The organism is Roseobacter sp. MH60115, assembly GCF_015644665.1.
Lineage (GTDB): Bacteria > Pseudomonadota > Alphaproteobacteria > Rhodobacterales > Rhodobacteraceae > Roseobacter.
The window spans coordinates 1-24,708 of sequence record NZ_JADOBQ010000001.1; the positions used below are offsets into that span (position 1 = coordinate 1).

Below are 24,708 nucleotides of genomic sequence, written 5' to 3' on the forward strand. Positions count from 1 at the left end.
TGGAGGGGCTTGCGCTGGCGGGGGACAACATGATCAGCGACCTGCACGGCACCGGCGCCTACCGCGCGCATCTGGTCGCCGTCATGACCAAACGCGCAGTGCAAAACGCCACGTAAAAGGCCCGCAACACAAAAAGCCCTGCCAAAAACGGCAGGGCTGAAAAACTCTAGATTGTAATCACCTCGCCCTGACCGGACACCAACGTCACGCGCCCCAAATCGCGCGACGCCTGCTTGATGGTGGTGATTTGATCAAGCGGTGCCAGCACCAGCGCCGTAGAGAGACTGTCTGCCAGTGTCGCTGTCGTCGCTTCAACCGAGACCGTTGACCATTGTGGTTGGGCGACAGGGTGCAGGATGTGATCTGCACAGCCAAGGGACATCGCACCTGGGCTTGAAGTGGCGATCGCCGTATCCGTTACTGTACGTGTGCCCAGATGTCCCCATGACGGATCGCTGAGCCCCAAGCGCCATGGGCCGCCGATGGCTCGGTATTCTCCGATGTTCACCAGCACGTTCTGCAGTCCGTGTGCCTTCAGTCTTTGGGCGACTTCATCTGTAGCAAAGCCCTGGGCGATGCCGTTGAACGTCAGGGCCTGACCTTTGTCCAGCGCGATCTTTTGAGCGTCGAACCGCACCCTGCGCCAGCCGACGGCCCTTTGCGCCACGTCAATGTTTTCACCCGTGGCGGTGGCGCGCCAGAGGGTTTGCACGGTTGGATCGAAGAGCCCATCGGTCACTGTGAAGGCGTGATCCGCAGCCCGCATCAACGCCACAAAGCGGGAATCCGGGCTGTGCAACGCGCCCGTGGTATTTAGCTGTGACAGGGCAGAGGCGGGATCGTGAAGGCTGAAGAGCTTCTCGATCTCGGCAATTTGCGCGCGCGCCTGCCGCAGGGCCGGCTTGGTTTGCGAATTCGGACCACGCAGGGTGATCGACACATCAGCACCAAAAGCACGCCCTTGCCACGTGTTGGCCTGCGCAAATCCTGGTGCACAGGCGAAACCCGCAGAGATGGTCAGGAAGCGTCGTCTGCTCAGGGTCATTCGGCGGCCACCTTCTGCAGGCTGCGCCCTTTGCCCGCGAGGATGAGCGGCACGCATTGACGTGCGTCGTCGTGGATGGTGACGCAGTCAAGGCATTGGAAGCATTCGGAATACTGGATCTCGCCGGTTTTCTTGATGGCGCCGTAGCTGCATTTTACCTTGCACAGTTGGCAGGGCGTGCCGCATTCGGTGCGCCGGGCAATCCAGTCGCGTCCGCGAATCAGCCCGCCAATGGCCATCACGGCACCCAGCGGGCAGAGATACCGGCAGAACCCTTTGAAAAGCACCATGGACAGCACCAGCAAGCCGACGGCGTAGGCGACATAATACCATTCGCGGATGAAAAACGTCGTGACGGCGGTCTTAAAGGGTTCAACCTCGATGGCTTGGTCAAGCCGGGCAGGGGCGGTGAACAGAATGGCGACGAGACCCGCGAGGACGACATACTTCAGGAGCTTCAGCCGGTCATCCCAGACCGCATTCGGTTCGATTTGCGGCAGGCGGAGCAGGCGCCCCAGATGGGCGGTGAACTCCTGCATCGCGCCGAAGGGGCAGAGCCAGCCGCAAAAGAGACCGCGCCCCCAGAGCACGAAACCGATGATCGTGACGGCCCAGAGTACGAGCGAGAAGGGGTCGTAGAGCAGGAAAGCATAGCTGCCGCCTTCAAATGTCGTTCGAAGCACCGCAAGCGGTGTGGCAATGGAGAGCTGTCCCTGACCCCACCAGCCGATGAAGCCGGTCATGAAGGCCAGAATGGCGAGGCGGATCGGGGTGAACTGCGGGTGCGCCGCCAGCCTGTTGAGCGAGAGCCCCAACAGCATCAGCAGTCCGGTCAGGAAAACCCCCAGCACGATCAGGTCAGAGGCGCGGTTGCGCAGGGCATCCACCCAGGGCGGGGCCGGTTTGACCACCTCTTGACGGGCAAAGAACCGTTCGGGGGCCTGATAGGGGACCTCGAACGTCACCGACCCGATCTCCGGTTGAAAGACGCCGTGTTCACGCAAGGCCTTGATCTGCAGCTGCCATTCGGCCGTTGGGTCAAAGCCTAGCCGCCGGTCCGTGCGCAGGATCAGGGCGGTGCCGTCGCGGATGTCTTCGGGCACGGTGTCCTGCATCTCCACGTAGATATCGGCGTCGCGAAAGGCGATGGGAAATCCACCCTGTTCCGCGCTGATCAGGTCGGGGGCTGTGTTGCGCACGAAGTCATCCGTGATCAGGCCGTGCCGTGCTGTCTCCACGACCAGCACGGGCTCGTCCATGGTGGAGATCGACATGAACTGTTCCAGCTCTGCGAGGCTGTCGTCGGACAGAACCGCGCGGGCGATGGAATGCGGCCCGATGTCGATCACCCAGAGGTCGAGATAGGTCTCGTCGGGGTAATCGGTGGCCTCCGGGTCATCGTCTTCCCAAAGGGTACCCGCGAAGGCCGCGTCCACCTCGGCATTGCTGACAACCCGGCGCACGGCGATGCCCTGCGTTACCAGATCGTCCCATGTGAGCTTTTCGGTGTAGTCCTGATCCGGATAGGCGGGTGGGCCGGTTGCAATCCCGCTCATCTTTTCGCGGGCCACCTGAAGGGTTGCGGCCAGCACGCTTTCATGGGCGATGCGGACGCTGGCCGTGGCTTTGGTCACCCCATCCAGATAGACCAGCGCCGATCCGTCACCACCTGATCCATAGGGTGTGCCGACCACGAGGCTATCGGTGATCGAATGGCCACGGTATTGCTCGAAGAACTTATGGAACGGCGCCTGTCCAAGGCCGGAGACAAAGATCGGTTCGTTGTGCGACAGGAGTTTCACATCCAGAAACCGGCCATCCAGATCGAGCACGACCAGCACGTTGATGGGCGCGCCTGAGAAGCCCGGCAGCGGCGCCATCGGTTCCGTCTCAAACACATAGCCTGCATTCGCGCCGCCCGAATTCAGGAGCTGCCAGACACCGGTGTCGCTGATCTGCTCCCCCAGCGACATGGGCGGTGCGATATGGGGTTCCAGAGCCTCACGGGACAACGGCTCGGCTGCTCCCTGTACGGTGGTGACCGCCCAGAAAAGCAAGGCCGTCAACACCTGGAACAAGCGCGCGGCTGCAGTCTCTCTCCCTGTCATGGCGCTGATCCTAGGCTCGCGCAGGCCCCTATCCTATGGGACTAAGGTATAAAGCTGTTTCCCCAATGCTTGGGCAAAACACACAAGCGCGTGACCTAATCCAAAGGTCGCATTTTCCGATCAGACCTTTCTATGCTAGCAATTGAAGGTGTTCAGAGGAGGAATGATATGGCTTGGAACAAACCAAAGGCCCGGGAAATCAAGTGTGGCATGGAAATCAACATGTACGGACCCGGCGAAGATGATGAGCGTGGCGGCGACCGCGACGTGATCTGAATCACCAGCTGATTCGACAGTATGAAGATTGTTGTTCTTGGGGCGGCCGCCGGTGGTGGGCTGCCCCAATGGAATTGTGGGTGCCGGAATTGCGCCGATGCGCGGGCGGGCAAGCTGCCCGTGATGACGCAATCCTCGATCGCGGTTTCGGCGGATGGTGAGACCTGGGCGGTGCTGAATGCCTCCCCGGATATCTCTGCTCAACTGCTGCGGACCCCGCAGCTGCATCCCAAGTCGCTGCGGCATACGCCGATCGGGGCGGTCGTGCTGACCAATGGCGATATCGACCACATTGCCGGGCTGCTGACACTGCGCGAAAAGACCGCCTTTAGGCTTTATGCCACATCATCAGGCATAGAGATCACATCGAGCAATTCCGTTTTCAACGTGCTGGATGCCGATCTCGTTGGGCGTGAGACCATCCATCTGGATACGCCTTTCGAACCGGTGCCTGGTCTGCGTGTGACGCCCTTTGCGGTGCCCGGCAAGGTCGCGCTGTTTCTGGAAGACGAAGCCGCGCTTGATCTTGAAGCGGTGGGAGAGCAGACCGTGGGGCTGCTGCTGGAAACGGAAGGCCGGCGCGCGGCCTATGTGCCCGGCTGCGCGACGGTGCCGGACTGGCTGCTCGACCGGCTGGCGGGCGTGGATTTCCTGCTCTTTGACGGCACGGTCTGGGAAAACGATGATATGGCGCGCACGGGCACCGGGCAGAAAACCGGCGCCCGCATGGGGCATATTGCGCTCAACGGTCCGGAGGGGTCGATTGCGCGGCTCGCCGGTCTGGAGGCGCGCAAGATGTTCGTGCACATCAACAACACCAACCCCATTCTGCAACCGGACAGCGCCGAACGGGCCGCTGTGACCGCCGCCGGATGGGAGATTGCCCATGACGGGATGGAGATATTGCTGTGACCCAAGCCCCTGATCGTGCCGCGTTCGAGGCGCGTCTGCGCCAGATTGGAGAGGAACGGTATCACGACAAGCACCCGTTCCATCACCTGCTGCATTCAGGGGGCTGCACGCCGGATCAGGTGCGCGCCTGGGTGATCAACCGTTATTATTACCAGTCCCGTATCCCGATGAAGGATGCGGCCTTTCTGTCCCGCGTGAGCGATCCCGCGTTGCGGCGCAACTGGCGGCGGCGGATCGAGGATCACGACGGCACCGAAGTGGGCACGGGCGGCATTCACCGCTGGTTGAAACTGGCCGAAGGGGTTGGGCTGGACCCCGACTATGTGTCCTCGGCGCAGGGTGTGCTGCCCGCCACGCGCTTTGCCGTCGATGCCTATGTCCGGTTCGTGCGGGACGAGCCGATGCTGCCGGCGGTGGCCTCCTCGCTCACCGAACTCTTTGCCCCGAAAATCCACAAGGACCGGATTGCGGGGCTCCTGGAACACTATGACTTCGCGAATGCCGAGACGATTTCCTATTTCCAGCACCGGTTGAACGAAGCCCCGCGGGATGTCGCCTTTGGTCTGGGCTGGGTGCTGGATCATGCGGTGACGCAAAGGGATCAGGATGCGGCGGCAAATGCGCTCATCTTCAAGACAGAGGTGCTATGGTCGCAGCTGGATGCGCTTCACTCTGCCTATGTCGACCCCGGTCGCATTCCGCCCGGGGCCTGGCAACCGGGCGAAGGTCTGTTGTGATGGGACCTGCGGATGTCCCCTCTCTGCCGCGCGGGGTGCGTCGGCATTTCGACCGGGTGCGTGACACCCCGGTGCTGCTGGGCCCGGAGCGGGTGTTGATGCTGGACCAGATCGGTTGCGCGGTGCTGGATCACGTCGACGGGCAAGCGAGCATCGATCAGATTTCCGATACGCTGGCCGGGCTCTATGATGCAGAGAAATCCGAGATCATGGCGGATGTGATCGCCTATCTGGGTGACCTCGCGGACAAGCGCCTGCTGGACGTCAGGCCATGACCAACGCGCCGCTCGCCATGCTTGCCGAGTTGACGCACCGCTGTCCGCTGGCGTGCCCCTATTGCTCTAACCCGCAGGAGTTGACCGCCAAGGATCGGGAGCTGTCCACCGAGCAATGGGCCGATATCTTTGAACAAGCCGCAGGTCTTGGGGTGTTGCAGCTGCATCTGTCGGGCGGGGAGCCTGCATCGCGCAGAGACATTGTCGAATTGGTGGCTGCGGCGCGGGATGCAGGGCTCTACACCAATCTGATCACCTCCGGGATCGGCCTGACGCCAAGACGTCTGCAAGCGCTGGAGGATGCAGGTCTCGACCATATCCAACTGTCGGTACAGGGGGTGAATGCCCGGATCGCCGACCGGATCGGCGGCTATAAGGGCGGGTTTGAGCGCAAGATGCATGTGGCGGATCACATCGCCCAAATGGGTTTTCCGCTAACTCTGAATGCGGTGATGCACCGCGAAAACCTCGACGATCTGGAGGCCACGATCGAGATGGCCGTCCGCCTTGGCGCGCGCCGGATCGAGGTGGCCTGCGTGCAATTCCAGGGCTGGGCACTGAGCAACCGGGCAGCGCTGCAGCCGAGCCGCGATCAGGTGGACGCGGCCAAGCGGATCGTGCGCGCCGCGACGGAACGGCTGCGCGGCACTCTGGTGATCGACTTTGTGCCGCCTGATTACTATTCCGATTTCCCCAAGGCCTGCATGAATGGCTGGGGCTCGACCGGGGTCAACATCACGCCGGACGGCACCGTTCTGCCCTGTCATGCGGCCGAGACCATTCCCGGCCTCACCTTTGCGCGGGTGACAGAGCAGCCGCTGCGCGACATCTGGTATGACAGCCGGGCGTTCAATGCCTATCGCGGTACCGACTGGCTCCCGGACCTGTGCCAAAGCTGCGAGCGGCGCGACATTGATTTCGGGGGCTGCCGATGTCAGGCAATGGCGGTTCTGGGTGATCCGTCCGCGACGGATCCGGTGTGCCGAAAGTCCCCGGACCGCGCGGCGCTGGATGCGCTGTTGGTGCAGGAAGTGAGCACCGTCGATGCGCCTGATTTCATCTATCGCAAGCTCTGAATACCTTGTGCGTGGTTGCCCTCCGTTGGTTCCAAAAGCAAGATCCTGAATCTTGAGGTAGCCTCGAGAATCCCTTGAAAACAAACTCTTGGACCTGCCTCCGCGCCTCCTCATCAGGCGGGATCACACTGCCCCGGCACAGGCTGGGATAAACGAAACCCTTGCCAGATCACGCCTTCATGCGCTTTAATAGTTGTTAATATTTTAATCATTTTTATTTTTTCCGGTCATTTTTAGCTGGAGGATTATTGTGGGTAGCCCCCGAACTATTTGTGTATTTATTGCCGTTTTTTTTCTATCCGCCTGCGCGGTACTGCCGAAAAACGAGCTTGTCGCCTATGCGGACAGTGTTGCGAACACCAAGGCGGCTGGGGATCTGATCCTCGACGAGGTGTCTGCGGTATTGGTCACAGACAGCGAACCAAAAACGACATCTTGCGCGCGCAATGCGCAGGGGTATCGCCCCTGTTTCCAGGTCGAATTTGCCCTGGGTGAGGAGGGGGTGCGCGTCAACGAGCATCCCGATATCCAGGTCCGCCGTCTGGCATTGGCGGTTCTGGAGACCTATTCCGAGATACTGCTCGATGTCTCCGCTGGCAGACCTGCATCGGTGATTGCGCAGCGGGGCAAGGAGTTGGGCGCGCTGAACACGGCGGTGACAGCACTTTTTGCCGGGACCGGCGTCGTTCTTGCCGAACTGCCCATTGCGGGCGTGACCAATATTGCTGAACGGCTTGTCACCGCCGCCACGCAGAATGCCGCATCCCGTTCGGTGCTGAAACTGGAGCCGGATATCCGGTCGCTGATCGGTCTCATGATCGACGATACGCCCGCGCTTTATGGGGTTTATGTGTCGCAATTTGTGGGCTCAGTGAAGCAGACATCGATTGCCTTGAACCGGGCCCGTCTGGACGGCAAGACCGAAGAACAGGCACGGTTGCAACGCAAGCTCGACGCGCTGCGCAGCCCCGAAGGCAACGCGGCCAAGGCGATCCTTTTTGAAAACGCCCTGACCGACTACGTGAAGCTACTCGACCGGTCCGACAAGACGCTGGTGTCGCTGCGCGAGGCGATCACGTTGGAGACCGTCAATTCCGTTGAAAGAAGCACTGAATTTGTCCGCAGGGCGACGGAGACCCGCATTTTGCTGGAGAGCGTCCTGACTGATTTGAAAGACCTCAGAGATAAAGATCGTTGATCGGAGCATGAGATGCCGGAATTCAGATACGACGAAGACCATTTCATAGAACTGGCTGCGCAGGCGCAAAGCCACGAAGAGCTTGATCTGGTTGAAAAGCTCTGGACCGAGGCCGAAGAGGCGATGCGGCTGGCCGCCCTGAAGAACCTGCGCGACAACTCGGTGGCCATGCTGGACGTGATTGGGCGGATCATCGGCCATATCGAACATCTGACGCGCACGGTCGGGTTTTCGGCCTCGCCAGCGATTGGCGATATGCGCGCTGAAATGGGGCGGCTGCACGCGGAATTGCACGACGCCGGGCGCAGCGATCCGGCCGATGAGCCCGGCGCGCCTGACCCGGGCAGTGACGCGGCGATCATCGATGGGGCAACGACACCCGTATTGGCCCCGGGCAGTGTTTTGAGTGATCAGATCCCGATCAATTCCAGCAGCTACGCCGATCTTGCGGATGAATATGTGAGGTTTTTCAACGGGGCCGGTATTCGCCCAAGCCACCTGCCGAAGGTCAGGAAGATGGCGCAGACCGCCTTTGACAATCGCGCCCGATACCAATCTATCGGCACCCCTCTGGGCATCCCGTGGTGGTTCATCGCAGGCCTGCATCAGATGGAATCGACCTACAACTTCGAGGCCCATCTGCACAATGGTGATCCTCTGGGTGCCCGGACGTCCCGTGTCCCAGGGGGCAAGCCGGACACCGGCGCGCCGCCGTTTACGTTCGAGGAAAGTGCAACGGATGCATTGCGCCTGAAAGGGTTCGATCAGGAAACAGACTGGTCCCTGCCACGCGCGCTTTTTCGGTTCGAAAGATACAATGGGTTCGGCTATCGGTCTCGCCGCGTGCCATCGCCCTATCTTTGGGGCTTTTCCACCATCTACCGGCGCGGAAAATTCATCGCCGATCATGTGTTTGATGCCAATGCGGTGACACAACAATGCGGGGTCGGCGCCCTGCTGAGACAACTCTCTAACGATGGTCGGATCAAGCTGGTGTCCAACCAATTCGCCGATCTGGAAACCGATGATCCGCTGGAGACGGGCGACAATATCAACCGGGACGCGGCGGCTGTGGCGGGCCACACTTTCGAAGCGTTCTGGCGGGACAACCTGTCGGATGTGCGTCATTTCAATTGGGACGAATTCCTGTTCAAGGGCGCCTCCAACGCGACGCATCGGAACAACACCGACCCGCCCACAGAGCTCTACAACAGCGTAACGCCTTTGGTGCGTGTCCTCGACGAAGTACGGGACCGCATCGGTGGTCGCGTCAGCCTCAACAGCGTTTATCGCAGCCCCGCCTACAATGGGTCGATCAACGGGGCCAGCAGCAGCCGGCACATGGCTTTTGATGCTGCGGATTTCCGCGTCATCGACAGCGGACACGGCAATTCCGGAGACTGGGCGGATGTCGCGCTGGCGCTGCGCAGAGACGGGTTTTTCGAAGGCGGCATCGGGATCTACAACAGTTTCGTGCATGTGGACACCCGCGGCCATCGCGCGACCTGGGATGAGCGGGGCGCCTAGCGTTTCGACCCCGTGCAGCAGGCCGCGATCAATGGGCCGCGCATTAATTCGATCTTTGCACAGAATTCAGGGAACCATGCCGGTTCTCAAGTGTTTGCATGAAGGAGCGCCGGATGCGTGGCACAATGTTGCGCGCCGGACGTCACAGATAGGAAATATCATGAATCGCGTTATCTACATCGTTGGCCTCATTGTCGTCATTCTGGCTGTCTTGTCGTTCTTTGGGCTGAGATGATCCGGAAAGGCAGAGCGTCACGGCTGTCTCCCCTCCTGCCGACCGCTGCAGCCCTTTTCCTGATCGCCGGGCCGGTTGCGGCGGAAACAGTCGGCAATGTCGACGTGGACTGGCTTGGCAATGACATCGTGATCGAGGCCTTTGCGGATCCGGAGGTCGAAGGTGTCACCTGTCATGTGGCGTATTTCGAGCGTGGTCTGATTGACCGTCTTCAGAAAGGCAACTGGTTCGAAGATCCCTCCAACTCCTCCATCGCGTGTCGCCAGACAGGGTCGATTGTCATCGGAGACATCGACAGGTCGGACGAGGGGGAGAGTATCTTTTCGGAACGGCGGTCGATCATTTGGAAGTCGTTGAGCGTAAAACGCATTTTTGATGACGCAAATCAGACTTTGATCTACGTTGCCCATGCGCGCGAGGTGCAGGACGGATCGGCCAAGATGTCGATTTCGACGGTGCCTTTGTACCAGAACTAGGACGGCTTGATCGGCACGGGCAACCGGGCGTTGCCCATCCGGTCCGAAGAACCATCAAGGCAGCTGCCGGGTGCCGCAGGTCCCTTCAGCCATTGAGTGAAGCGATAGATGAACGACGATATCAGGTCCCTGCGACGCAGTGCCAGCACCCTCACAACGATTGCAATCTTTGTGATCGCCTATTTCGCACGCGATCTGATCTTGCCGATCATGCTGGGCTTTCTCTTTGCGTTGACACTCAGCCCCATCAACAGGTTCCTGCAGCGCAAGGGGCTGCCCGCTGCCTTGTCGGCGGGCTTTCTGATCCTGATGGCGACCGCGTCCATCGGTTCGGTCGTATACTTCGCCGGGGATACGGTGCGGTCGTGGACTGATGATGCGCCTAATATCGCCAGGGAGCTTCAAAACAAACTCAGTGGGGTTCAGGAAGCCATCGACGCGGTCAAGGATGCGTCGTCTCAGGTCGAGGAGATGACGGCAGCCCCGGTGGATGGCCCGCAGGAGGTCGTCGTCCAGCAGCCGGGCCTTTTGAATTCTGCAGTTACAGCGGTCGCCAGCAGCGCCACATCCATCGGCGTGGCCCTTATTCTCGCGCTGTTCCTGTTGGCCTCGGGTGATCTCTTTTATGTCAAATTGGTGCAGGCGTTTCCCAAACTCAGCGAGAAAAAGAAGGCGCTTTCAACGGTCTACGACATTGAAAGACGGGTCTCCGGCTACCTGCTGACAATCACGGTGATCAATGCAGGGCTGGGTCTGGCCGTTTTTGCCGCGTTGTGGCTGGTGGGGCTCGAATACGCCTACATCTGGGGTATCGCGGCCTTCCTGCTCAATTATCTGCCCATTTTGGGCGGCGTCATCGGGACCTTGCTGGTGGCTGCCCATGCGGTGATCTTCTTTGACAGTCTGTCCTACGCGCTCTTGGCACCGATTGTCTATCAGGCTTTAACGTCGATCGAGGCGCAATTCGTGACGCCCTACCTGATCGGCAAGCGGCTGGAGCTGAACATCGTCGCGGTCTTTCTGACGGTTGTGTTGTGGGCCTGGCTGTGGGGCGTTGCCGGGGCGCTGGTGGCGGTGCCCTTTCTGCTGGTGTTCAAGGTCGTGTGTGACAAGGTCGATAGGCTGAACGTCATCGGGAATTTTCTGGGGGCGGCTGACGATACGGGAAAACAACTGTCGTGAAGCCCGCGGCTCTAACCCGATTGAGAACCCTTCGAGGCGGGCTGATGTCCGCTTTCGGCTCCAAGCCTGCTCTTGGTTTTGGCCAAGGGGGGACAGGCCCGGATAGCCGGGATATGCGGCACAGGGCGGACAGCGCTTCATGAAAAAACGCGCGCTCCTGCTGAAACTGGCACAGGATATCCGCGCCAGCTACTGGTTCATCCCGGCCACACTTGTCCTGCTTGCGCTTGGGCTGGCGCATGTGACGGAATGGATTGACCGCCACACAGAGCTTTTGCCCTTCCATCTGCCCGATGCCTTCGTGAACACGCAGGTGGACGGTGCCCGCAGCACCCTGTCTACAATCGCCACCGCTGTCATCGGTGTGACCGGTGTGATGTTCTCCATGACGATTGTCGCGGTGTCTTTTGCGGCGGGGAACTACGGGCCGCGCCTGATTGGCAACTTCATGCGGGATCGAGGCAACCAGGTCAGCCTCGGCATCCTGATCGCGACCTTTGCCTATGCGCTCTCCATCCTGCGCGCGGTGCAGGACCCGTCCGAGGCGGCGGGCGTCGACGCCTTTGTGCCGCAGTATTCGATGCTGATGGCCATGCTGGGCTGTATCATTGCCGTTTTCACGATGATCTATTTTGTGCACCACGTGCCGGAAACGATCAACGTCTCCAACATCACGGCGTCCTTGGGGCGGCGGCTGGAGACCGAGATCGTCAACATCATCGAAGCCGAAGCCGCATTGGGAGAGCGCCCTGAAATCGACTATCCGGATCGCGCGCCGGATGATCAGATCATGCTGGGATCGGCGGGCTACATCCAGACGTTGAACTATGACCTTATCGAAGAGATGATGCAGGACCATAATATAAAGATCAGGATCGAGAAACTGCCCGGCGATTTCGTGACCCCCTTTACGCCAACATTGACCGTTTGGGCCGAGGGCGGTCTGTCAGAGGAGCATCGTGAGGAACTCTGTGGATGTTACGCTCTGGGTGTCAGCCGCACGGAGCATCAGAATGTGTTGTTTCTGGTGGACCAACTGGTGGAAATGCTCGCCCGGGCCCTCTCTCCGGGGGTGAACGATCCCTTCACGGCAATCAACTGTCTGAACTGGATGCACAACGCGCTAAAGACGGCCAAGCATCATGGGGACGGGTTGGGCGATGATGGTGCTGGCAAATACGTGCTGGGTCCCCGTCTCACGTATGACGCCCTTTTCAAACGCAGCTTTCTGGCGTCTCAGCCCTATTGCGAAACGGACCACCTGGCACACGCACATTACAAATCCCGCGTCAGCGACCTGAACACAGGTCTTTGAGGCGGGTCAGGAGTGGGTGTCGCCCTGCAGGCCCCGGTCGGCTGGGGATGCCGCGCAATAGAAAGGTCACAGTCTTTCCAAATCTGCGTCTCGCCTTTTGCATTCCGGCATTTCGACAATAAGCTATGCCGATGGAGCCTACGTCGATCAAACCCCTCGCCGCCTTTGATATTGAAAACGGCGAAACGACCCCGGTGCCGGACCCTTGGCCCGCGATTGGTGCTGCCCAGGGGTACCGGTGGCTGCATCTGGATCTGAATGACCCGGATACCCGTGCCTGGGCCAAGGCATCGCTCCCGGAGATTGCGGCGCGCGCCTTGGGCCAGAGCGAGACGCGCCCAAGGTGCGAGCGTCTGGGGGATGGGTTGATCCTCAACCTGCGCGGGGTCAACCTCAATCCCGAGGCCGATCCGGAGGATATGGTATCCTTGCGCATGTGGATCACCGGGAACGCCGTTGTCTCGGCGCGGATCCGAAAAATCTGGGCCGTGGACGCGATGCGGCAGGAGGCCGAGCAGGGCCGCGCACCATCGACCATCGGTCAGTTTCTGGCGGCGCTGACCTACGGGCTGACAAGCCGGATCGAGCGGGTGTCTCTCGATCTTGAAGAACAGACCGACGATCTGGAAGAAGCGCTTGCGGATGGGCGTCGGGTAGAGGCCGACAGGCTGTCCCGGCTGCGCCAGACCGTGATCAAGCTGCGTCGCTTCATCAATCCGCAGCGCGAAGCCATTGCCGCGCTGGCGGGGCTGGACGGATGGATCCTTACGCCGGAAGAGTTGGCCCTGCTGCGCGAGACCAGCAACCGCACGCGCCGTATTGTCGAAGAACTGGATGCCACGCGCGACCGGCTGTCCGCGCTACAGGATCACATCGAGGCCGACCGGGCGCATGCGCTGAGCCGCAACAGCTATGTCCTGTCGGTGGTTGCGGCGATTTTCCTGCCGCTGGGTTTCCTGACCGGTCTTTTCGGCGTCAATGTTGCGGGCATGCCGGGGACCGCGACGCCGATGGCTTTCTGGTTCTTGACGCTATCGTCACTCTTATGCGGCATAGCTCTATTCGCGATATTCAAGCTGTCCAAATGGCTGTAGCAAAAGGGGCTTTGATCGGTGCTTAGAAGTATCCTGCCGCTCACGGCGCTCTTCATGGGGTCGGCCTTCCTGCTTTTTGCCGGTGGAGTAAACGGGTTGATCCTGCCGGTGCGCGGCGAGGCGGAAGGGTTCTCCGCGACATCCCTGGGTCTGCTGGGCACCGGATGGGCCACGGGGTATGTCGCCGGGTGCCTGCGCACACCTGCGCTGGTCGCGCGTGTGGGCCACATCCGGGCTTTTGGCGCGATGTGCGCGCTGGCGGCGATTGCAGTCCTGCTGTCACTGGTTCTGATCAAACCGTGGGTGTGGGTGCCCGTGCGCGCCCTGTCCGGGTTCTGTTTCGCAGGCGCCGCGATGATCGTGGAAAGCTGGCTCAACGAACGGGCGGACGCGGCATCGCGCGGGCGCATCTTTGGCATCTACACCATGGTCAACTTGGCCGCCACGACCGCTGGTCAGATGGTGCTGACGCTGGGCGATTCCAGAGGGTATTTTTTCTTTGTTCTTGCCGCGATGGTCTATTGCCTCGCGCTGCTGCCCACGGCGATTTCGGCGACGTCGACACCGACACCCCTGACCAGTGTTTCGCTGAACCTGCGCGGTCTCTGGAAAAACTCACCCATCGCCGTTTTCTCCGTTTTCATGGTGGGGGTCTCAAACGCGGCATTCGGCACGCTTGCCGCGGTCTATGCGGCGCGCATTGGGCTCACCCTCAGCGACATTGCCCTGTTTGCCAGCATCCCGATCCTGGCGGGCGCGGCACTGCAGATACCGGTTGGTATCGCGTCGGACAGGCTCGACCGGCGCCGCGTTCTGATCGGTGTCGCAGGTCTGGCGCTGCTCGCCGATGCGCTGTTTGTCTTCGGCGGTTTCGTCAATCCGGTGGGCGTGATGGTTCTGGCGGGGCTCTTCGGGGCAGCTGTCTTTGCCATGTATCCGATCATCGTGGCGCATGCGAATGATCACGCGGCACCGGGAACCTTCATCCAGGTCAGCGGTGGGCTGCTCCTGGTCTTTGGCGTCGGTTCAATCATCGGGCCGACCGTAGCCGGGATCGCGATGAGCCGGCTTGGGCCCCAAAGCCTCTTCGCCGTGACGGGCATCGCGCATATCCTGCTCATTCTCTTTGCGCTTCTGCGTCTGAAAACCGCCCCTGCCGTGGCCCAGGAGAAGAAGGGAAGCTTTCAGGCGGGTCCACTCGCGCGCGGCTCCACCCCTGAAACCGCGGCTCTCGCGGCTAATGCCGTCGAACTGGACGCGGACCGGGCGAATGCCCCGGAGACGGCCGGTCCAAAAGACGGCGGGACCTGAAAAAAGCGGGAAAAACCTGATCGTCGTCCTCACACAGTACGCCCGGAGATCGCGTCAGCACCGTTGCCATTCCCGCCATCACCGCACGGCTGAAACAGGGCCCAAAGTGCCATGTGCACCGCCGGTCCTGCCCATCCCGACACTTCCCAGAAATTTAAACTTCTTGACTTGACGCTACGTCACCTCCAGCATCCCTCCAACCAGGGGTGGGGCATGATTAGTAATACGCGGTATCCGATCCGGACCAATGTTGGTCGACCTATCGAGCTTTCCGGGTTTGGACGGAACGAGAATTCAGAAGCGGCCCGGGTTATCAGGCTCAGCGCCGCGACGGATGCGTTCGAGTTTTCATTCAGGTCGAATATTCTTGATCTGGGAACCCCCGGAAAACATCGGTTTGACGACTACCTGCCTTCACTCAATGCCAATGGAAGTGTGATCGCACCAGCGACGGGCCTCACTGTTTTTGAAAGACCGGAATTTACCGGGGGCGACAAACAGGACGCGGTGCACCTCTCCGCCCTCTCCAAACCTTTGCTGCTGTCCAAAACCAACTACGAGGCGGCCTTCACGCATGGGCGCAGAGCCTCGGTGGAACTCCTGATCCGCTTTGCCCGGCCCGCGCTTCTGGGGGGCGCGTGTGTTTTCGGCAATCCCTACATTCCCTACACGTTCAACAGGTTTGGCCAGAGCAGTGCCAACTTCGGGCTCCCGCGTGAAATTCAGATCACGAACGCAGGCTCCGTCGATGCAGCGTTCCAACCCCTCAGAGGGCAGAATTTTTTCGATGCCGACAACACATTGGTGCATCAGGAAAGCAATTATCACTCTGGTGCCAACTATATACCGATTGAGCCGACCTATACTTCGGCGGTTACTCTGAAACTGTCGAACTTTCCCTTCTTCCCGTTCGAATACGAACAGGAAAAGCTGCCTGACCTCACGGATGACATGCGCGAGCGGGTGGAATTCAGACTGGGCTACGACATCCCGCAGGTGGTCTTCTATACGCATGAAGAGGCGATGCGGTACCGTCCCTTGACCGGTTTCGGGGTGCTGTCAGAACAATATCCCGACCGGGACAGCGATCATGGGACTTCCATTCACGCAAAATCGGCGATCCTGCATCCGGATGGGCAGTATGGGGTCTATTCCGCCACGTCGCTGACGTCCCCGGCGCGGTCTTATCGGTCAAATCCCACCGGCGCAGGCAAAGGATACAAGGAGATTTTTGTCTCTGAACCGCTTGGCAACGGTGATGCTGTGGATCTGCTCTTTGAACAGGCGGATGATGAACCGCGCTGTGTGGCCGGGCTGAAGATGCGGCTGCCCTTCATTCCGGACGAAAAACGGGCTGAAGACATCGACGCGCTGATTGACCGGTTGCAGGATATCGAACGCCATTCCGATAGCGTGGACTTCAGCGACATCCTGTTCACCTTTCTCAACAGCCTGAAAACGGCCAGCCGCGAGGCGCTGGAAGAAGTTCTAGAAGACTACATCCTGCAGTTGCCCAATTCGGTTAACTTTTGCGAAAGCATCCAGATCGAGGTGTTTGAGGTTGATCCGCCCGACGGTCTTGCCGCGACACGCATCGCCTCCTCGCCAGAGTATCTTCGCCGCATCGCGCAGACACATGTCTCTACGTTCATGGATATTTTCAGATTGGCGCAGGACGGTCTGCGCTTTGATCAGCCCACCTCTGCGCAATACCTGTCGATCCGGCTGTCCAATGCCGACAGCGAAACCTGCCGGATCGTCGTCTCCCAACTTGACTTCTTTCAGTCGTCTGATGTCTGGATCACGCCCCGCCTGTCGACATCTCAGACCGTGCAGGCTCTGCATTTCCGCTTGATCGGGAAAGACCTGCTGGATGACTATGCCGTGCTGGGATCGCGCGGCTTCACGCTCGGGATCGAAAGGGTCCGGGAAACAGGGCAACGCCAGAAGGTGGCCCAGTTCAAGAGCCTCCTTGATGTGCTGAACACTACCAAGGCGCAGGTGTTCCAGAACTCCAGGCGGCGGTCTGTCGAGTTTGAAAAGTCGGTGGTCTACACGACAAAGGAGACGGCGGGGCAGGATCCCTATGGCGCAAATGACTACACTGATGCTTTTCCAGAAGAAGAGCGACCAAACTACGCGCTGCACATCACGCAATCCTCGTCCCAGGGATATATTCAGACCGAAATGGGGCCCAGCATAAGCTACACCGACCGCAGTGGCGAGACACACGCCGGCTTTGAATCGCGCGGGTCGCAGGAGGTGCGCTCGCACACGGAACACCTCTATCCGACCGTCTCGAACGACTGGGAGGACGCGGCGTCCTATGTGAACAATGCGCGACGTTATGTGACGGGCGACCCGTCGCAAGAGATTGTCACGCTCGAAGACGCCAACCCGCTGACAGTAGATTTTCAGCAAAACTGGGGAGATCTGGCGCCCGGCGAGATCGAGGGCCTGCACACGCTCACCTTCTCGCCGTTTTCGCCGATCCTGTCGTCCGCTTCTGCGGTTCAGAATAACGGCGAATTCCTGCGGCAACTCTTTGAGCTGGTCACGCAGGTACCGCCACCGCCCGATCTGGGGCCCCAGATCATGGCTTTGCTGACCACCGGGCCTGCCAGCAGCAGCGGTCCAACCGTGAATATGATACCGGGGCTTTGGAAGAACTACCTCAACGGCTTCAACATCTCCCCCGGTGTGAACGGAGGCATAAATGTGGGTATCGGGTTTGGCGCCAGCCTGGGCACCAGTTCAGCGCATTTCTGGCCCGGCATTCTCGGGAACCACTCCTTTGGCTCGCAGGGCAGCATCCAGAAAGCCGCGTCCCAATCCACCCACGCCTTCAGCAAGCAAAAGAAGACCGACGGGCAGGATGCGGTGAGCTACGCGGAGACCTCGGGCGGCGAAAGCAAACGGGTCATCGAGCGTAAGGCGGTGCCAAGCACAGATCTGGATCGCATCAAGGGCAATGAAGTCATCTGGCAGGGTGAGCCGCGCGATATCATCGTGGGCACCATCCCGCTGGGCATGGAGATGCCAGCGCTGGCCAACCAGATGCGGCGCGGGGTGCGGGACGCTCTGGCGGTTCGTTTCGGGTCCGATCTGGGAGAGGATGTGGATATCGACATTTGGTATGACGTATCGGAGGCGCCGGTCTGGGATGATAACTGATACGATCGATCTGAGTGGTCTGGCGACCTATTTCACCGACCCAAGCAGTGGAAGCCTGAACCTCGCTTCGGGCGCTACCGGTGTCACAACCGCCCTGTCTTCGCCTCTCAAGGGTGGTCAGCAGTGGGAGGTTTCGGGTCTGGATTTCGTTTTCGATACTGATCAGGCTGCCCAGATGCTGAAACGGCAAACGGATCCGATCCTGGAGATCGGCGTCATTCGCGAACTGCTGCCCGGGCATTACCGGGATGCTTATAAAACCCGTGTGCATGCGATTTCCGGGCAGGAGGATTTCAGCGGTGGTGTGCTGGAAAACGCGTTTCTGTCGGATGTGCAGGGTGTGCTCACGCTCGTGGCGTCGGATCAGGACACCTGCCGCTGGTTGTCCAAGTCCTTTGATCTGGTCACACCGAGCGATATTGACGCGATCGCCTGGCACATGGCGGTGTCCAAGCGCACCCACGACGGCGCCTTCACTTATACCGCGCGGCTTCACGTGGTGGACGAGGGCGGTTCTGCCAATATCATTGATCTGGTCGTCAATGCCGATCCCGCGGACAAGAGTTTCGCCGATGGCTTGGGCCTGTCCGGCATTGTGTCCTTTCAGTTTGAGTTCATTGCGAAGGTCAGGGCCTCCACCCATTTCTCTGAACGCAGGCGCGGGCGGCTTGAGGACGGCGTAGGGCTGCCACTGTTGCACGGGGTTAGCGTATTGGAGGAGATCGACTCCGCGCTCCGGTTTCATTCCCTGTCGGAAATGCTCAGCATCGGGGCGTTTGACCCGCCGGTGGAGCTTGCGGCATCCGGCGTGCAAACGATGCGTTTTTCCGCCAATCTGCAAGCCGTTTTGAACACCAGCAAGACGTTGGATGCCGGTGCTGGGCATTTCGAACGTATCGCGCTGGCGGTGAACGCGGCCGCTTTCACGCATTTCGAGGCGCGGATCATTGGCGAGGAAATGATCACCCGCCTGCAGGACTGACACCATGGATAAAGTCCAGGAATTCAGTATCGAGCGGAACATCCACGCCAACGACAAGGACAAGAGCGAGCCTTACGGAATTTTCCATGGCGATGTGAAACAGGACCGGCAGGGCAATTATTTCCTGGAATACTACGGGCATTCCGGGCTGATCAGTGGCGAGCCAGGCAACCTGTTCTTTCAGGCGTCGCACAATCTGAACACGACCGATTTCAATATCGCTGTTGGCCGGGCGATGGTTTTCGATCCGTTCAAAGATCCAAACTCCGTCACGCCACTGATGGATTTTCACCTGGGCGATCCGGTTACGACGGCCTCGCCTGAGCCCGAGGAAACCGCACCTGCGCCGAGCCCCGCGGATCGCGCCAACAGGCGGCGCGCGCGATTGCGGGCAAACGTCCTGCAGGTTCTGGACGAGATGTATCCCGATCAGGCCGGAGACAGGGACGCGGAGGCGCGTCTTGAGCGGCTGAATTACTGGATGGAGGCCGAGTTCGAGGGCCGCCTTCGGGCGTTGGACTCGCCAGAAGCGGCAGAGTATCACCGGTTGATGATGGTAAAGCGGTGGGATGCCGACGGCGTTGTTCGGACGGGGTACCAGGCGAGTGTTCACCACCGCATCCAACTGCTCAGACTGCAGTTGGATACTGCCAAGATCATGTCGTCCAGCCTCCTTGGCGGCTTTGCTGCGACTGCTACGGGATGGGCCACGGACGATCAGGTGGCAATCAATTCCATGGGCCATCAATTCCAGAGCATTGGAGGGATGGCGGGCGGCAAAAACACGGCCGCGCAGAAATTCACGCGCAATGTCAAACCGCAAGTCGGCGCGCCGACGTCACAGATGATGATCAACGGCCTGCCTGTGACGACAGTGAAACCGTCCACGCGGGCGCAGAAGACAAAAGCACAGGTCGAGGTGACCAGGATCACGGTGCGGACCCGATGGAAACGCATCAAAAAATACCTTGGAAAGAAGTTCCGGCTTGGCAAGCCGCCCGCTCCGGGCTTGCGCGACATAAAGCTGCCGCGCGACGGGTCGGTCGCGTCCGACGTGTTCATTCTCAAGGACGCTGTGGAGGTCATTAACGGGAAAAAAGTCACCCGCGCTTTTGTGATCGTCAAGATGCGCGACGAGAAGGGCGATACCGTGATGCAGGCATTCTATCAATCCACCGGAAAAAACTCCAAAAAACCCGGCCAATGGTTGCCTTTTGATGGTCAATTCCATTTTCCGGGCATGGGTCACAAATGGATCTATAAAAAACGATTTGAGCATGCCGACAAAGATCTTGATCGGTATGGAACCCAAGCGATCAAGGACGTTGGAACGGCTCTGGACAAAATCAATATCAATACCAGCCCCAAAGCCAACAAATCCCTGAGCCAGCACGCGGTAAACGCGCTTTTGGACATGTACGGTGCGATCAATATTCCCCGAAAACACAGGCTGTCGGATGATGGTGACTACAATCCGCCTATTGCGCCTGAGGGACTGAATGAATTGATCAGCAAGGGCGTGGTCGAGAGCGCGGAATGAGCCTGTGTCGCTGAGCGTCCAATGCATGGGGTCTATCGCGGCAAGATAGGGCCGGGTGTCTGTTTTTGACGGCTGATGTTGGTGTCTGCAGCTCGCACGACCATGGGTTCCTGGTAGCAATTCCGCAGGTAGCATTCTCAAAGCAAACCATTGGCCAGGCCCGAAGAGTGACCACGTTTGGGATCGCCATCGTGGGAAGAACGGTCATGCAGGCGCGCATGAGCTGCTTGCGGCGGTTCGGGTTCCGGCAGGACCTGTGTCTGAGTATCTCTGATGTCAGAGCAAAGTGACGGTGTGCGCCCGGTGTGGGTGTGCATGCAATAGATACGACGAATTTGGCCGATGCGCGACGTAAGCGTCGTGCGGAGGAGAAATGTGAAATGATTGAACGGTCGCCATTTTACGGCAAAACATTTGACGTCACTTTGATCATCAAAGGCCGGCCTGTGGGTCGGTTTGGCACTCTGGTCTCGGATGCTTTTTGTTCCTCGGAAAGCAAATCGCAGACCATTTGGCCACATGCGATGGGCATTGCGCGTAAGCGTGATGCCCACGCATCTTTGCGGGCGCGCAATATCAGCTGGAACCGCCAGCTGCCTGCCAGCCCCTGTGAGAGTTTTATTCGAAACACTGGCAGAGCCGTCGTGATCGCAATTTTACGCGCTATGCGGTGCAGATCTCGCGCCGTCAATGCAAGCGCTGCGATGCACGGGGGGAGGGCGCGGCCCCTGAGATTTCGCGGTTGAAGATGCGGGGTTCCTCAACAGTTTGGAATTGGGCGGGGACCCACCACATCGCGCCACTGCTGGTGCGCTGGAACGCAACAAGTCTTGGTCTGGAAAATCCCCTGTCCCATTGGGGCCAGGGCGATCCGACAAGCCTAAATTCGCCTGACGTGACCTGCATTCGAGACCACGCGAAGCGGTTCGCGCCAGGCACTGAAAAAGGGAGTTAAAGCAATGCCTAAGGCACGCGGACAAGTCACCGGACCGGATCCCATCAAGGGAACCGCGCAATCGGATTACATTCACATTTCGGGATTGAAAAACGACGATATGGTGCCGGACGCGCCCTGGGATCATTCCGTTTACGGGTATGGGGGCAATGATTTCTTCAGGTTCAATCCGATTATCGACTGGAGCTTTATGTCCACCCGGTTCGACAGATCGATCTATTTAAACGGTGGCAGTGGGACCGACCATGTAAGCCTGCAGGATTCTCACCATCCCGTCACGATCAATCTGGCAGGTGGGACCGGTATGGTTCACATACCGCCGGTTTCGTGGTGGACCCCGGAGGACGGGTGGCAAAACAGTGAGATGGTCATCGAGATGACCTTCTACAGTGTTGAAAACGCTACCGGAGGCGCCGGTGACGATCACATCACCGGCGACGGCAACGCGAACCACCTTTCCGGCGCCGCGGGCAACGACACACTCCTTGGCGGGGGCGGTGACGATACACTGCTGGGCGGCGATCAGAACGACAGTCTTGAAGGGGGCGATGGCAACGACACGTTGAACGGTGGCAATCACGACGACTTTCTGAGCGGTGATGATGGCCACGACAACATGGAAGGTGGCCACGGCAACGACAGTATATGGGGCGGTGAAGGTCAGGATACGCTGGAAGGCGGCACCGGCGATGATGAGCTTTATGGGGGCGACGGGTTCGACTTTGCCATCTTCGACACGAACGGTGACATGACGGTCGATCTACAGGGCGGGATTGCCTGGGGCGGGGGCCTTGGTATCGACGTGCTGCACAGTATTGAGCGCGTTGTAACCGGTGACGGTGATGATGAGGTCATCGGCACCGATGAGGCCAACATCATGTGGATGGGGGCGGGAGACGATACGGTCTACGGCTTTGGCGGCATCGACAACATAAAAGGTCATGCTGGCGACGATCTGCTGCTGGCGGGAAATGGGAACGACTCCGTCTATGGGGGCGAAGGTCATGACCGTGTCTATGGCGAAAATGGCAAGGACATGCTGTCCGGCGGTGACGGCAATGACACCATGAATGGCGGTGGCGGCAATGATCAGATGTACGGGGGCGACGGCAATGATCGCCTGCTGGGCGACTTCGGAAACGACACGCTGGAAGGGGATGACGGGCACGATTTCATAGACGCGGGTGTCGGTGACGACATGATTGTCGGTGGGAGTGGGAATGATACCATCCACGCCGGGGCGGGGGACGACACCATCCACACTGGAAGCGGTCTGGACGTCATCCACTATGACAACACGCCGGGGGTCGGCATTGATACCATTTATGACTTGAACATCTGGGGGGATGAATTCGCGTTCGAAAGTGGATTCTTCTATGACTTCGACGAACCTGTGGACAACCTGAATTATCTTGTTGCGGTCCAAACCGGTCAGGATTCGCTGCTCTTTGCCACGCGCAGCTTCGCAACTTTACCGGATGGGGTGGCCGGGGATGCGGTCCTCGTTCCAGACGTGCAGGCGATCGCGATCATCAAGGACGTGAACGCGGCACTTCTGAACCAGCAGATTGCCAATGGCGATATCTTCCACACGGAAGTCGGCGTGAAGCAACCGGATCCGTCCTGGGAATTCGAGCTTCCAGTGGTGGAGGTGCCGGTGATTGCCGAAGAATGGTCGATGGTCTGAGCGCTCGCTGTGCTGCGGGGGATTCTCTGCAGCACACCTGTTCCGTCGGGAACTCTTCAACCCCTCCGTGAAGTTTTCAGATCAGTGATCATTTCCGGGAGAATTAATTGGCCGAATGACCCTTTTTTGGGCCGTTTGCCATACCAACCAGGCCTTTCCAGCCCGTGATGAAATTGTTACGTTCAACCCTCGAAACAAAAGGGCTACGTGCGGTTGGGGCTGAATGGCTGAGAAAAGGATAGAACGTGTGCAAACCGGTGTTCGCATCGAGAAACGCATATTGAAAGTTCTCAAGGCAGTCGCGGCTCAGCATGAAATTTCATTGGGCGATCTGCTTGAGGGTATTTTGCTGCACAGTCTGGAAGGCAAATCCCCCTTTGACGCGGAAACGCTGGCTTTCATTGAAAAAATGCGCAGCGCTTATGGCCTTGAGCTGACCTCGGCAGACAGCCAGCCGAGGGACGAAGGCTGACCTCCTTCCGGGGAGTCCTGCAGCTCTTCTGAAAGTCAGGTGTTCTGAAACTCTGCTCGGCATGCGCTGCATTGGACCTGTCGCTCAACTACCCTTTGTCGGCCCGAAAAACGCTCAAGAGGCGATGGCCCGGGTCGACTGACGCCGCGAAATCTGGCCTTCCAACTCAACAGATGTTGGGCGCTCGCCTTCCTCGATCCAATGTGCGAGGGCTGCGGCGGCCCGCCTGCCCATTTCCGCAACCGGTAGCCGCACACTTGTCAGAGCCGGGAAGGTGCTGGCCGATCCCGGCAGATCGTCGATCCCGATGATCGAAATGTCGGTCGGAACCTGCACACCCATGCGCTGCAGGCGAAAGAGGGCTCCTTGGGCAAGCACGTCCGACAGGCACAGAAGGCCCGTCAACCTCGGATGCCGGTCCAAGAGGGCCGCCGCGCTGTCGCCCGCCGCATCGTAGTCGATGGCCGATTGCGCAAACTGCAGGCCGGTCATGCCGTGCCGCTCTATTCCAGTCAGACGTGCGGCCGTTCGGTCGTTGTCTTGGCTGAAACCCGAGAGGACGCCGATCTGGCGATGACCGAGGGCGTGAAGATGCTCCAGCGCCATCGAGGCCACTCTGGCGTTGTCATAGCCGATTGTCGGCAGACTGTGGTCGACCTTGAAATAGGATGTCGCAATAACCGGCACCTTGCGTCGCGCAACCAGAGCCTCGAACCCGTCGCCGCGTGTGATCCCGGAGACAAACAACCCCTCAACCCCAAGATCGAGCAGGTTCTCGGCGCGCTCCGCTTCCCGTATCGGATCACCGCCCGTTGTTGCGACAACCAGAGAAAACCCCTGTTTGACCAGTTCCATTTCCAGCGCTTCGATGTAGCGGGCGAAAATCGCATGGTCCAATGTGGGGACAAGCGCGCCCACCATATACGTCCGGCCCGAGTTGATCGCGCGCGCGGCTGGGCTTGGCACGAAGCTGAGCTCTTCAGCAGCCTGCTGCACGCGCTCGCGCGTCGTCTCCAGCACGCCATCGGCACCGCTGAGCACCCGTGACACCGTGGCGACGGAAACGCCCGCTTTTTCGGCGACATCACGCATATTGCTGCGTGTCTTGCGGTGCCGCGGGCCCATATTTTC

At 59.6% G+C, this 24,708-nt stretch carries 21 protein-coding genes and 1 pseudogene; 18 read left to right on the forward strand and 4 right to left on the reverse strand.

The features are described from left to right. Positions 1-116, forward strand: a pseudogene (locus ISX84_RS00005) (FAD binding domain-containing protein); the annotation flags it as partial. A 50-nt stretch (positions 117-166) separates the two neighbouring features. On the opposite strand, the gene ISX84_RS00010 reads toward ISX84_RS00005, so the two are convergent. Both ISX84_RS00010 and ISX84_RS00015 read right to left on the reverse strand, forming a co-directional pair. Further along, complete coding sequence (locus tag ISX84_RS00010) at positions 167-1,045, reverse strand: FAD:protein FMN transferase (protein WP_195818272.1); 879 nt, start codon at positions 1,043-1,045, stop codon at positions 167-169. Beyond that, on the reverse strand, positions 1,042-3,153 hold the full coding sequence (locus tag ISX84_RS00015) for a 4Fe-4S binding protein (protein WP_195818273.1): 2,112 nt from the start codon (positions 3,151-3,153) through the stop codon (positions 1,042-1,044). The genes ISX84_RS00010 and ISX84_RS00015 overlap by 4 nt, the downstream gene beginning before the upstream one ends. 168 nt (positions 3,154-3,321) lie before the next feature. On the opposite strand from ISX84_RS00015, the gene pqqA reads away from it, so the two are divergent. The 14 genes from pqqA to ISX84_RS00085 all read left to right on the forward strand — a co-directional run bounded on the left by pqqA (position 3,322) and on the right by ISX84_RS00085 (position 18,923). Beyond that, complete coding sequence (gene pqqA / locus ISX84_RS00020) at positions 3,322-3,429, forward strand: pyrroloquinoline quinone precursor peptide PqqA (protein WP_195818274.1); 108 nt, start codon at positions 3,322-3,324, stop codon at positions 3,427-3,429. Positions 3,430-3,450: 21 nt separating this feature from the next. Beyond that, positions 3,451-4,341, forward strand: a complete 891-nt coding sequence (gene pqqB, locus ISX84_RS00025) for a pyrroloquinoline quinone biosynthesis protein PqqB (RefSeq protein WP_195818275.1) — start codon at positions 3,451-3,453, stop codon at positions 4,339-4,341. Then, positions 4,338-5,078, forward strand: a complete 741-nt coding sequence (gene pqqC / locus ISX84_RS00030; protein WP_195818276.1) for a pyrroloquinoline-quinone synthase PqqC — start codon at positions 4,338-4,340, stop codon at positions 5,076-5,078. The genes pqqB and pqqC overlap by 4 nt, the downstream gene beginning before the upstream one ends. Then, on the forward strand, positions 5,078-5,353 hold the full coding sequence (gene pqqD / locus ISX84_RS00035; RefSeq protein ID WP_229884021.1) for a pyrroloquinoline quinone biosynthesis peptide chaperone PqqD: 276 nt from the start codon (positions 5,078-5,080) through the stop codon (positions 5,351-5,353). The genes pqqC and pqqD overlap by 1 nt, the downstream gene beginning before the upstream one ends. Then, positions 5,350-6,429 (forward strand): pyrroloquinoline quinone biosynthesis protein PqqE, encoded by a 1,080-nt coding sequence (gene pqqE / locus ISX84_RS00040; protein ID WP_195818278.1) that lies wholly within the window; start codon positions 5,350-5,352, stop codon positions 6,427-6,429. Before pqqD ends, pqqE begins: the two co-directional genes overlap by 4 nt. Before the next feature lie 250 nt (positions 6,430-6,679). Next, a complete protein-coding gene (locus tag ISX84_RS00045) occupies positions 6,680-7,627 on the forward strand; it encodes a hypothetical protein (protein WP_195818279.1) in 948 nt (315 codons plus the stop codon). A 12-nt stretch (positions 7,628-7,639) separates the two neighbouring features. After that, complete coding sequence (locus ISX84_RS00050) at positions 7,640-9,154, forward strand: D-Ala-D-Ala carboxypeptidase family metallohydrolase (RefSeq protein ID WP_195818280.1); 1,515 nt, start codon at positions 7,640-7,642, stop codon at positions 9,152-9,154. A gap of 231 nt (positions 9,155-9,385) precedes the next feature. Further along, positions 9,386-9,865 (forward strand): CreA family protein, encoded by a 480-nt coding sequence (locus ISX84_RS00055; RefSeq protein WP_195818281.1) that lies wholly within the window; start codon positions 9,386-9,388, stop codon positions 9,863-9,865. A gap of 108 nt (positions 9,866-9,973) precedes the next feature. After that, the gene (locus ISX84_RS00060) at positions 9,974-11,047 is read left to right on the forward strand and encodes an AI-2E family transporter (protein ID WP_195818282.1); all 1,074 of its coding nucleotides are present in this window, start codon (positions 9,974-9,976) and stop codon (positions 11,045-11,047) included. Positions 11,048-11,186: 139 nt separating this feature from the next. Next, positions 11,187-12,362: a DUF2254 domain-containing protein gene (locus tag ISX84_RS00065; protein ID WP_195818283.1), complete on the forward strand. Its 1,176-nt coding sequence runs from the start codon at positions 11,187-11,189 to the stop codon at positions 12,360-12,362. 125 nt (positions 12,363-12,487) lie between these two features. Beyond that, positions 12,488-13,456, forward strand: coding sequence for a zinc transporter ZntB (locus ISX84_RS00070; RefSeq protein WP_229884022.1), 969 nt, complete (start codon positions 12,488-12,490; stop codon positions 13,454-13,456). Positions 13,457-13,474: 18 nt separating this feature from the next. Then, the gene (locus ISX84_RS00075; protein ID WP_195818284.1) at positions 13,475-14,767 is read left to right on the forward strand and encodes an MFS transporter; all 1,293 of its coding nucleotides are present in this window, start codon (positions 13,475-13,477) and stop codon (positions 14,765-14,767) included. A 213-nt stretch (positions 14,768-14,980) separates the two neighbouring features. Further along, a complete protein-coding gene (locus tag ISX84_RS00080) occupies positions 14,981-17,941 on the forward strand; it encodes a hypothetical protein (RefSeq protein WP_195818285.1) in 2,961 nt (986 codons plus the stop codon). Continuing rightward, positions 17,931-18,923, forward strand: a complete 993-nt coding sequence (locus tag ISX84_RS00085) for a hypothetical protein (protein ID WP_195818286.1) — start codon at positions 17,931-17,933, stop codon at positions 18,921-18,923. The genes ISX84_RS00080 and ISX84_RS00085 overlap by 11 nt, the downstream gene beginning before the upstream one ends. Here ISX84_RS00085 and ISX84_RS00090 read toward each other — a convergent pair. Beyond that, on the reverse strand, positions 18,904-19,215 hold the full coding sequence (locus tag ISX84_RS00090) for a hypothetical protein (protein ID WP_195818287.1): 312 nt from the start codon (positions 19,213-19,215) through the stop codon (positions 18,904-18,906). The two genes, ISX84_RS00085 and ISX84_RS00090, sit on opposite strands and share 20 nt — an antisense overlap. A gap of 189 nt (positions 19,216-19,404) precedes the next feature. On the opposite strand from ISX84_RS00090, the gene ISX84_RS00095 reads away from it, so the two are divergent. The 3 genes from ISX84_RS00095 to ISX84_RS00105 all read left to right on the forward strand — a co-directional run bounded on the left by ISX84_RS00095 (position 19,405) and on the right by ISX84_RS00105 (position 23,577). After that, a complete protein-coding gene (locus ISX84_RS00095) occupies positions 19,405-20,463 on the forward strand; it encodes a hypothetical protein (RefSeq protein ID WP_195818288.1) in 1,059 nt (352 codons plus the stop codon). 959 nt (positions 20,464-21,422) lie between these two features. After that, entirely contained in the window at positions 21,423-23,105 is a 1,683-nt protein-coding gene (locus ISX84_RS00100; RefSeq protein WP_195818289.1) for a calcium-binding protein, read from the forward strand. Positions 23,106-23,352: 247 nt separating this feature from the next. Continuing rightward, a complete protein-coding gene (locus tag ISX84_RS00105) occupies positions 23,353-23,577 on the forward strand; it encodes a hypothetical protein (protein WP_299961836.1) in 225 nt (74 codons plus the stop codon). A 114-nt stretch (positions 23,578-23,691) separates the two neighbouring features. Here the strand turns inward: ISX84_RS00105 and ISX84_RS00110 are convergent, their stop codons facing one another. Further along, positions 23,692-24,702: a LacI family DNA-binding transcriptional regulator gene (locus tag ISX84_RS00110; protein WP_229884023.1), complete on the reverse strand. Its 1,011-nt coding sequence runs from the start codon at positions 24,700-24,702 to the stop codon at positions 23,692-23,694. Between the last annotated feature and the right edge of the window lie 6 nt (positions 24,703-24,708).

Bases quoted from the DNA above. Each gene is read 5' to 3' on its own strand.
- ISX84_RS00060 (WP_195818282.1), top strand. From the start codon at position 9,974: ATGAACGACGATATCAGGTCCCTGCGACGCAGTGCCAGCACCCTCACA.
- pqqA (WP_195818274.1), top strand. From the start codon at position 3,322: ATGGCTTGGAACAAACCAAAGGCCCGGGAAATCAAGTGTGGCATGGAA.
- ISX84_RS00055 (WP_195818281.1), top strand. From the start codon at position 9,386: ATGATCCGGAAAGGCAGAGCGTCACGGCTGTCTCCCCTCCTGCCGACC.
- ISX84_RS00110 (WP_229884023.1), bottom strand. From the start codon at position 24,702: ATGGGCCCGCGGCACCGCAAGACACGCAGCAATATGCGTGATGTCGCC.
- ISX84_RS00010 (WP_195818272.1), bottom strand. From the start codon at position 1,045: ATGACCCTGAGCAGACGACGCTTCCTGACCATCTCTGCGGGTTTCGCC.
- ISX84_RS00080 (WP_195818285.1), top strand. From the start codon at position 14,981: ATGATTAGTAATACGCGGTATCCGATCCGGACCAATGTTGGTCGACCT.
- ISX84_RS00100 (WP_195818289.1), top strand. From the start codon at position 21,423: ATGCCTAAGGCACGCGGACAAGTCACCGGACCGGATCCCATCAAGGGA.
- ISX84_RS00015 (WP_195818273.1), bottom strand. From the start codon at position 3,153: ATGACAGGGAGAGAGACTGCAGCCGCGCGCTTGTTCCAGGTGTTGACG.
- pqqD (WP_229884021.1), top strand. From the start codon at position 5,078: ATGGGACCTGCGGATGTCCCCTCTCTGCCGCGCGGGGTGCGTCGGCAT.
- ISX84_RS00065 (WP_195818283.1), top strand. From the start codon at position 11,187: ATGAAAAAACGCGCGCTCCTGCTGAAACTGGCACAGGATATCCGCGCC.
- pqqB (WP_195818275.1), top strand. From the start codon at position 3,451: ATGAAGATTGTTGTTCTTGGGGCGGCCGCCGGTGGTGGGCTGCCCCAA.
- ISX84_RS00085 (WP_195818286.1), top strand. From the start codon at position 17,931: ATGATAACTGATACGATCGATCTGAGTGGTCTGGCGACCTATTTCACC.
- ISX84_RS00095 (WP_195818288.1), top strand. From the start codon at position 19,405: ATGGAGGCCGAGTTCGAGGGCCGCCTTCGGGCGTTGGACTCGCCAGAA.
- ISX84_RS00070 (WP_229884022.1), top strand. From the start codon at position 12,488: ATGCCGATGGAGCCTACGTCGATCAAACCCCTCGCCGCCTTTGATATT.
- ISX84_RS00050 (WP_195818280.1), top strand. From the start codon at position 7,640: ATGCCGGAATTCAGATACGACGAAGACCATTTCATAGAACTGGCTGCG.
- pqqE (WP_195818278.1), top strand. From the start codon at position 5,350: ATGACCAACGCGCCGCTCGCCATGCTTGCCGAGTTGACGCACCGCTGT.